The sequence below is a fragment of the Bacillus sp. BPN334 genome (genome assembly GCF_008368885.1).
Taxonomy (GTDB): Bacteria; Bacillota; Bacilli; order Bacillales; family Bacillaceae_G; genus Bacillus_A; species Bacillus_A wiedmannii.
Window position 1 is genome coordinate 1 of the sequence record NZ_QOZW01000025.1, and the last position, 10,365, is coordinate 10,365.

The window sequence follows — 10,365 nt, forward strand, 5'->3', positions numbered from 1 at the left end:
GAACAACTATACTTGGTGCAAATCCAAATGTAGGTGTTACTTTGCCTAACCTAGCAGCAAACGCTACTCACCTTATTTCGTTCCAAATTCTTATTAACGATCCATTCTCACAACAATTGATTACAAATCAATCTAATACAACATATACAATTCAACCAGACCCAGGGCAACCGCCTATTACTGAAACATCTATAAGTAATATTGTCATTACAAATTTCGTGCAAGCACAATTGACAGTTACAAAAACGTCCAATCCAATAACTGTAGATATTGGCGGAACTATACTTTATATTTCTGAAGTGAAAAATACCGGAAATGTTGACGCAATAAATATTACTTTTACAGATTCTATTCCAGCTGGGACTACATTCGTTCCAGACAGTGTCACAATTAACGGTGTACTTCAGCCTGATGCAAATCCTGAAAACGGAATACCAATTGGAACGATTCCACCAAATAGTTCCAAAACGATACTATTTCAAGTACAAACAAATAATCCACCTACTGAAACCGAAATTGTAAATCAATCATCTGTAAATTACCAATATGTAAGTATTCCTACAGCTCCACCAGTGAATCGCTCTGCAAATTCTAATATTGTTACAACATCACTTCAAAATGCAAATATTATTTCTGTTAAACAGGCGGATGTTACTTTCGTATCCATCGGGCAACATATTACCTACACAAGTACACTACAAAATATAGGAACTGTTCCAGCTAACAATACGGTGTTCATTGACAACATTCCAGAAGGTACTATATTCATTGAAGATAGCTTATCAATAAATAATGTGATTCAGCCTGGTGTGAACCCTGAAAATGGAGTAACCCTCGGCACGATACAACCAAATGAAACAGTCACTATTTCATTCCAAGTACAACTTACAAATATACCAGAGGGCAACACAGTCATTAACATTTCAGACACTTCGTATGAATACCAAATTGACCCTAGTTCTCCGATTATTCAGCGTAGATCATTATCAAATGCAGTAAATACTGAAGTGCGGACGGCAAATGTGAGTGCAATTAAATCCGCTAACAGATCTATTACACGCATAGGTCAACCGAGACCTAACGAAAATCCAATTACCGGAATCACCCTTGATATTATCCTTCCAAACAATACAATTATCGTTACATTCCAAGTAAATGTAGTCTCTGCACCTTCTCAAAATAACATTAATAATATCGCCGTCATCCACTATGAGTATCAGCCAGACCCAAGCTTGCCACCAATTTCAGAAACGACATCTTCCAATACTACAAATATACAATTTATTGATGTGATTCTTATCGCTACAAAATCCGCTAATACAGTATTAGCTAATATTGATGAAACCATTGAATATACAGTACTCATTCAAAATAACGGATCCACTACAACTAACTCCATCTTTTTTACAGATACTATAGAGGATGGAACAGTATTTATTCCGGGAAGTGTAACAGTTAACAACACTGTACTTCCTGCAGCAGATCCAAATATCGGCTTTTCTATTCCTAATATCGCATCAGATCAATCGACAACAATAACGTTCCAAGTTTCCGTTACGAATTTACCTGCTGTAAACCCAACACCTAATACTGCAAACATCGTCTACGATTTTATTTTCAACCCTGACTTTGCACCTATTCAAAAATCTACTACTTCCAATACTACTTTCGTCCAAATTAATGACGCTGATATCGTTTCACTGAAAACAGTTGATTTGACCTCTGTAGCAATTGGTGACATTTTAACTTATACAACAACTTTAACGAATACAGGAAATACGGATGCTACTTCTGTTGTATTTACAGACAATATCCCTGATGGAACAACCTTTATAGACGGTAGTGTGTTAGTAAATAATATCCCTCAGCTTAACGCGGATCCAAGTACTGGTATACTTGTAGGAACGATTGCTCCTAACACTTCTATCCCAGTCACGTTTTCCGTTACCGTGGTATCTCTTCCAGCTAGCAGTCGTATCCAAAACCAATCAACTTCTCGTTATACAATTAATGGCGAGGAACAAATATCGACTAGTAATATTACCTTCACTGAAGTTATTTCTGCTAATGTACTCGCTATAAAAACAACACCTATCCAATATGTTATTATGAATGGCACCGCTCGTCCAAATGACAATCCACTTAACGGGATACAACTTGATAACATTCCGTCTAATACGACAGCAACTATTCTATTCCAAGTACGGGTTACTTCAATTCCGCAAACAAATCCAATCTCTAACACGAGTACAATTGAATACCAATACACGTTACCAGATCGACCACCTATTACCGAAACTATTATTTCATCAGCTGCCGTAACAACAATTAATCATGTGACTTTGAATAGTAATAAAACTGTTGACCTAGCATTTGCAACAGTCGGTGACACGTTAACGTATACGATTACACTCAATCAAACTGGTAATGTTGCAGCAAATGATGTAGTCATTCAAGATATTATTCCTCAAGGTACTACGTTTATTGGTACCATAACTGTTGGCGGAAATGCTATCGCTTCATTCCAAGTGTCTGTGACTTCTATCCCAACACCAAATGAACTCAACAACAACGCAATTACTACCTTTAACTATATAGTCAACCCAAATAACGTACCTGTTACGAATGCAACTACAACCAATACCGTCACAACGACTGTCCAAAATGATAATGTCTTTGCTATTAAGTCTGTTGATGTAACGAATGCATTACCTGGTCAAACTTTAACGTATACAATTACGATTACAAATAGCGGTAATGTTACGATTGAAGACCTTCTTGCCATAGACACCGTACCAGTAGATACAGCCTTCGTTACGGGCAGCGTTACGATTAACGGAATCAATCAACCTAATGCAAATCCTGAAAATGGTATTACATTAGGAAATCTTGTTCCTAATGAAGCTGCTATCATTACTTTCCAAGTAACAATATCTTCTTCAACTCTTCAATCTGCAATCAATAACGATGCTTCTATTTCCTATACTGTTACCATTGATCCGAATGAACCGCCTATTACAATTACAAAGCAAACAAATACCGTTACAACAACAGTAGTTGATCCGATGGTTCGCATTGAAAAGACAGCTGATAAATCTATCGTAACAACAGGAGAGACCATAACTTTCACATTGGAAGTAATAAATCATTCACCAATTCCTACAATCAGTACTTCTGTCCTAGATATCATTCCAGCTGGTACAACATTTATTGGTAACAGCGAATCCTTCAAACAATACAATTGTCAATTCCGCAACAGTTACAGCAGCTTTCCAATTGACACCACAAGACCCGATTATTACTTTCATTGTTAATTCAAACATTGTACGCATACTAGTTCAATTTATAACTGCAACAGTAGTAAAAAACACTTCCGTCAACTCAGCTTATTTAAACCAATATTTTGATTATACGGTGCGGATTACGAATACTTCTGATATTTCACTTTCAAATGTTTCATTACAAGATACCATTCCACTAGGTTTACAATTCATGAACGGCACTGTCTTTATTAACGGCGAACGCTCTCCACTAGCGAATCCGAATATCGGTTTCCTAGTCGCTACTAATTTGGAACCAAACGAAACAATTAGCGTGTTATTCACAGTACAAGTGATAAGTCCACCTGTTAATAATGAATTTAAAAACACGGCGGATATTTCGTTACAACTTCAAGTCTCACCTACCGACCCACCAATTACAGTAACCGTTACAAGCAACGAAAACACCGTCAACTTTATTCCAAAAAATCCTGATGAAACACTTCCAAATTTCAATTGTTTCTTTGACGGCGAACATTTTATACGCATTACCCCTCGAAATATACGAAATTACTTTTGGACTTGGATTTGGTGGCGTTAATTTAAACAAAAAGAGATTGTAGTTTGGTTGAACCCAAATTACAATCTCTTTTTTATTCCCTTTATCGTACTACCTAATAACTCGTCCAAGCATTTACAACCAATCATCATCTCAAGTTATTTTAGTCGTAATAAGCTGGCCAGCCTCATTAATCGTTACTTTCCATTTCGCTCCACTAGCAGTCTTCATAATGATACCTTTACTTGCTTCTATTTCAATATCTCCAAACATTCTTCCGCCAGTTGTCGCTAACCAAGCATTCCCATTTTCCATCGACGATCTTGCAAACATACGATTAATCCGAAAACGCTTTTGGTCTTGAGAATAACCACTCAATGTAATTCTTACTTTATATAGTTGACTCGCCTTCATATTCGATATAATTGTATCGCCTACATTTAATGGAACATCCGATGCAACAACCCAATTTCCAGTTGCACTTAATGCATATTCGATTTTAATTTTCTTCGGACTCTCTCCCCATCCAAAATACATGCCAAAACAATTCAACATTTTGATTGGATTTTTCGTAAAATCTAGCTCAATCACAACTGGATTACTATCTGGAACATCGATATAGTTTACACTTTGTTCATCTATTAAATTAAAGCAATTTGCGAGATTCCCCCCGTAAGGTAATTTCCCACTTACTTGCTTAACAGTATACTTCTGTGGAGCATTTACTAATATATCATCTTGGTTCCCTATTAAATGTGGTTTATTTAACGTAATCGGCAACTGAATCCGAAGAGATTCTTCATAGGTAGACTTACAAACATTGTATTGTCCTTTATCTACAATAGTTGTGGAAAGTAAATTCGAAAAAAGGTAGTTACGATGCGAATTAGAAGAAAATTCAATGACAATCTGTTCACTACTCATCCGGTACGTATCCCAAATCATACAATCAAATGTATTATAGGCACCCGTACAACGAATGACCTTTTTCGTTTGCTGTCTACATTGTACTTGAATATCATGAAACGTATTTCCTGAACTTTCATTTGGTAAATCACTGTTTCCATCAACTTCTATCCCATACTGACATCCATCAATAAATATAGATTGAAATACATTTGCGTTAATCCAGCAAGGTGTATTTATATCGTCTATATATTCTGTCTTCAAATGTATTGCAGTTTGAAAGTTTTTAATTTGAATAAAGTTAACTTGAAAGAAACTAATATAATCCCATGCTTTTTGACAATAAAAGTGTATAGCCTTACCTTTATATGACGACGTTGCATTTACTATATTTATATTTGATATAAGAGAGTGATTAGGAACTTCTATTTGTTGTGAACCGGAAACATAAATAACAGTAGATTGAAACACTGGATTTATAACTTGAACTGTACCACCCGTAATAGATGCATTTTGTTGCAGTTCAAACGCATTAAAATCTCCATCAATTTGCAACGTAACAGTAGGATCTAGCTCTAACCTTACATTTGATTTAATAACAATCGGCTTTACAATTTTGTACGTATTTACCCCTGTAATTCTAACCGTCGAAATTCGGTTCGCTACACAATAATTTATAGCTTGCTGAATTGCTAATGAGCTATCATTCCCTGAATTCGGAACTGCTCCAAAACAATTAATATGAACGCTATTTTCTGGTACACAATCTTCTTGGGAAGAAATATATTCTGACAAAATAAATTCACTCCTCATATTACCTTTTTCATATAATATGTGAGTTTTCTCTTAAAAGTTTCTATAATAAAAAAAACAAACGACTTGCACGGTCATTTGTTTAATTCATATATACTTTTCGTTTCTTCTATCATTTTAGTTAATGAGAAATATCTCTCTGCTTTCTCTCGTGCTTTCAGTCTAATACCATTCACCTTTTTCTCATTTCCTTGTAGTTCCTCAAGCGCACTTGCAAATACCGATTCGCAATATTCAGATAACAAAACACCTGATTCCCCATCTATTACCGCTTCATTTATTCCACCAACATCTATTGAAACAATCGGTGTTCCTGTAGCCATTGCTTCAATTACTACCATTGGAAACACTTCACGAAAAGATAATAAAAGTAGGGCATCCATATTTCCTATAAACCTATGCGGCTCTGAAATATTCCCTAACATCTTTACACTTTGCTGCAATCCATACTTTTCTATTTCTTTCATAATAGATTCTTTCTCTGGTCCATCACCAGCAATATAAAACAAAAAGTCATCTCTTTTTTTCAACACATTTGCAATTTTTACTTTATTTTCTCTTCTGCTACATGCATTGAAATTAAATTATTCTTTTCAAACTCACTTACTGTAATAATATTATTCACATATTTATTTATAAAATAACGAAAAAAAGTTGGCATTTTCTTTTCTAATATCGTTACATTATGTTTCGTATATACGACTTTTATCTTTTTTTTCATGAACTTTTGAATTAAAAAGGAATATAATACCATTCGAAAACTATTTGCATGAATAAGTTCTATCTTTCGTTTACAAATTTCTTTTCGTAAGTAATGAATATTTCTCAAATGATTCCATCGACTAAGTAACATGAAATTTTCTTTTCTAGTAAGAGATTCATATAGTTCTCCATCACCTGCAGCTGTATAAACCGTAAATTTCTCATCACGCAAATTGCTTTCCAATTTACAAAAATAACTCTCGGCTCCTCCAGTTATCAATTTATCTGTCATCAACAGTATATTCATAATTGCGTCTTCCCAACTACATTGATTTTATTTTTTCTATAGGCATGAAAGGCATACTTACTAAAATAGTAAAAGATTTGCACTGCATTCAGTCGTTTTTGTTCCCTTAATAATTTCCAATATCGAAAAGCCGCTTTAATTTTATTTCTCGAAACAGAATTTGCTACAATTCTATACTTCGCTAACACTTGCTGTATTCCTTTGGCTTCATGTCCTTCATCTAATAAGTTCAGCCATAACGCTGTATCTTCTGGCTGTACACTAGGCATTTCAATATGCGGAATTTTTTCACGATCAATCATTACTGTTAAACAACCGATAATTGTATTTCCTGCCAAACGATGATAGTCAACAAATTTTGGTACATTCACTTCTCGATTTAGTTCATTACTGTTTTCATCGATTAAGCTATACGATGCATATGAAAAAGCCGCATTCATTTCTTCCATAAATAACAATTGCGTCTTCAATTTATGTGGCAACCATATATCATCGCTATCTAAAAAGGCAATATACCTTCCTCTCGCCTCTTCAATCGCTATATTCCGAGCTTTAGCAGCACCAACATTTTCTTTTAATGATAATAATCTAATACGCGAGTCCCCTTCTATTATCTCTTTAATTTTTGCAAGAGTTATTAAGAAACATGAGGCGCCTTATTATGTGCTGATAGACATTTTACCATCTACCTTTCCCCTTCCTTCATATATTGAAATGTACTTCACAACCATTGCTAAAAATAAAAAGAACGCTTCGTTAATAATGAGTGACAATGACATCATCTGAAATAAAAATGCAATCATAGTCAATAAAAGATACGGTTTTTCACGAAACAAAGTATACTGCGTTAACTTGAACATTAATATGAATAAAAAAGCGCTATATAACAGAAAACCAATTGTACCCGATTCAGACAAAATTTCTAAAAATGTATTGTGTACATATAACTTTTCATTAAATTGAAACTCATAATAATTCGAAAAATTAAATGCACCGATTCCGATATATGGATTGGATAAATAATATTTAAAAGCAGCTTCCCATAATGAAAATCTACCACAACCATTATCATCATTATTATTTTTATTTTTTTTGCAAAACTAGATGTACATACATATACAAAAACGACAAGCACAAGTGCCAATATTCCTCCCCTTGAAAAAGTTAATAAACTTGTCGTAACACATAAAATCAATCCTAAAATGTTCGTCATATTATGTAGGTTTGTCATATAATACATAAAAAATATTGTATTATAAAAAATAAAAATGTTAGGATCATCTAGCAAACCAATTAATCTTGGATACCCTCTATCAACTAATAGTCCAGCAAAAATTTCTCTCTCTTCTCCACCGTACAATCCAAAGTGCTGTAAACCGACTATATACAGTATTAGGCTTACAACATTAAATATGAATCCTACATAAACAATAGATGATTCAAGTGTTGCTATTTCAACATTTCCTAATAAATTTCTCATTATAAAATAACACCCTAAAACAAGTAGCACACCAAGAATCATACGAATACTAACATGTAAATATATAGAAAGAATTCCACTGTAACAATAGATGAAATAAAATAGCAAAAATACAACTTCATGAAAATATAGCTTTTGAATATGAAAGTTTTTAACTGTTAAACAAAAATATATAACTAAAAAAATCATATATATCTTCAGCGAAAATCCAATATATATGTTGTATTTACTTAACATGACAAATAATATTAAGAGCATAATCCATTTCATCGATATCTTTATATTATTTTCCATAGGCTATATCCCCTGTTTCGTAATATAATCCTTTTTGCGTGTTTTTCTTATAAACGAAAGAAGAAGTTTTTTCAACTCGTAATCATATAGGAATATACCAACTACTACGATTAACGTATGAATACAATTTTTTTCTTCACTACACTTACCGCTATATACCCAACTAAAGCCACAATTTCAAATAAAACCATAGCGTAAGCCGCTCCTATCACTCCACCAATACTACTAAAGCTATAAAGCATAATCCCACCTATCACTAATGCTATACATTGCACAACCGTTCTTTTATTTTGACGTCCACTCGTTGTTAAGCCGTCAGCTATAGCAATATTTAAACTTTGCAGCACAATGAGAAATGATAATATTTGGAGTGGCTCTACTGCATTTCTCCATTCCTCATGAAAAAATATAGAAATAAAGTATGGCGCTAAATGATATAAACTTATCGTCATACATATTCCCACAATCGCCATTGATTTTATTTGAAGTAAGTTTAATTTCGTATGCTCTTCTAAATTATTCTGATTATAATGCTTAAAGAGCACTGGATAAAATGCCCCTGCAATCACCCCTGGTACTTGATATAAAGCTGCTGGCATCCGATAAGCCACCGCGAAAACACCTACCATACTTAATGGCAATGTATAGTTAAGTAAGATAGGTGCTAATTGTGGCGTACTCATTATTAAAAAACCACTAATAATAAAAGGCGTCACTTGCCAAAACAACGCTTTATGAATTACGACTTTCATATTCATACTCGTCTTTCTTTTCATTACATATATGCTGAATACACCACCAATCATATAACCAAATCCATATAAACGCGCAGTTATATAAACTGGTAACTCTCCAAAAATACAAAAACATGTAATGATAATGACAACTGCTGCTGATACAACTTTAATAAGCGCTATATACTTCATACGCTCCGTCAGCTGAAAGTAGGCAATCCCTATATTTTGCCAAGTTAATCCTATTAACATGAAAAACATTACGTTTATCATCATGTAAATTAAATTTCTATCCGCATACATATAATGAATAGCAATATAGCCGATTATAGAAATAAAAATAAGTAAAATCATCCTTACTTTTATATAAGACGATAAAATCGTCTCTAAGTCTACTCCATCTTTTGCGCCTTCTCGAAGAAACGTATTCGTAAGTCCTAAATCTGTAAAAAATAACATAACAAACGTCACTGCTATAGCAACACTAAACATCCCATAATTTTGTACATTAAAAAAATTTGCTAAAGCAATTAAACTCACAGCCTGAAGAAGATTAGCTAAAATCGTGCTATAAAATAGATGGATAATATTATTTAAAATAGATCTACCCATACCTGCTCTCCTTTGCAAGCAACCTACTTACATATATTTATCTTGCACCATTACCGTTCAATACTATTAAAACGGTTTTACATAAAATCCGAATGTCCATCTTAATCGTTTTCATTTCAATATACTCCATATCCAATTTCAACTTTTCTTTCGGATCAAGATTATATCCTCCATTTATTTGTGCCCATCCTGTTAACCCTGGCTTCACTATTAAACGATCCTTGAATTCTGGGATATACGTATCAAATTGTTTATAAAAATACTCTCTCTCTGGTCTTGGTCCGACAAAAGACATATCACCTTTTAAAATATTTAAAAGTTGCGGTAACTCATCAATTCTCGTTTTCCTTATAAACGATCCAACTTTAGTAATTCTTGGATCATTTTCATTTGCCCATTGTGGTCCATTTATTTCAGCATCTTTTACCATCGACCTTAATTTAAATACATTAAATTTCCTTCCATTAATCCCTAAACGTTCTTGAAAATAAATTGGAGCTCCTGCTGTTTCGAAAGCAATCATAATACAAAAGAACAACATAATTGGTAGCGTTAATAGTAACAATATGAGTGAAAATATAATATCAAACAAGCGTTTCATACTTCGATTCAAAATACTGGTCTTTTCTTGAGCCGGAATCGTATACAACTTGGCTTGATTTGTTTCACGAATCATAGATCGTTACCCCCACATTCAA

General features: G+C 33.7%; 3 protein-coding genes and 4 pseudogenes. 1 reads left to right on the plus strand and 6 read right to left on the minus strand.

The window, feature by feature from the left end; all coding sequences use genetic code 11:
* Positions 1-3,861, plus strand: a pseudogene (locus tag DN393_RS32245) (beta strand repeat-containing protein); the annotation flags it as partial.
* A gap of 111 nt (positions 3,862-3,972) precedes the next feature.
* Here the strand turns inward: DN393_RS32245 and DN393_RS29845 are convergent.
* From DN393_RS29845 to DN393_RS29870, 6 genes and pseudogenes are all read right to left on the minus strand, one after another.
* A complete protein-coding gene (locus DN393_RS29845; RefSeq protein WP_142315015.1) occupies positions 3,973-5,520 on the minus strand; it encodes a glycoside hydrolase family protein in 1,548 nt (515 codons plus the stop codon).
* A 92-nt stretch (positions 5,521-5,612) separates the two neighbouring features.
* Positions 5,613-6,547 (minus strand): annotated as a pseudogene (locus DN393_RS29850) (glycosyltransferase family 4 protein).
* Positions 6,544-7,185, minus strand: coding sequence for a glycosyltransferase family 2 protein (locus DN393_RS29855; RefSeq protein ID WP_149174203.1), 642 nt, complete (start codon positions 7,183-7,185; stop codon positions 6,544-6,546). Before DN393_RS29855 ends, DN393_RS29850 begins: the two are co-directional and overlap by 4 nt.
* A 21-nt stretch (positions 7,186-7,206) precedes the next feature.
* A pseudogene (locus tag DN393_RS29860) lies at positions 7,207-8,321 on the minus strand (O-antigen ligase family protein).
* Between the two features lie 3 nt (positions 8,322-8,324).
* Positions 8,325-9,667 (minus strand): annotated as a pseudogene (locus tag DN393_RS29865) (oligosaccharide flippase family protein).
* A 37-nt stretch (positions 9,668-9,704) separates the two neighbouring features.
* Positions 9,705-10,343: a sugar transferase gene (locus DN393_RS29870; protein WP_064476582.1), complete on the minus strand. Its 639-nt coding sequence runs from the start codon at positions 10,341-10,343 to the stop codon at positions 9,705-9,707.
* Positions 10,344-10,365: the final 22 nt, after the last annotated feature.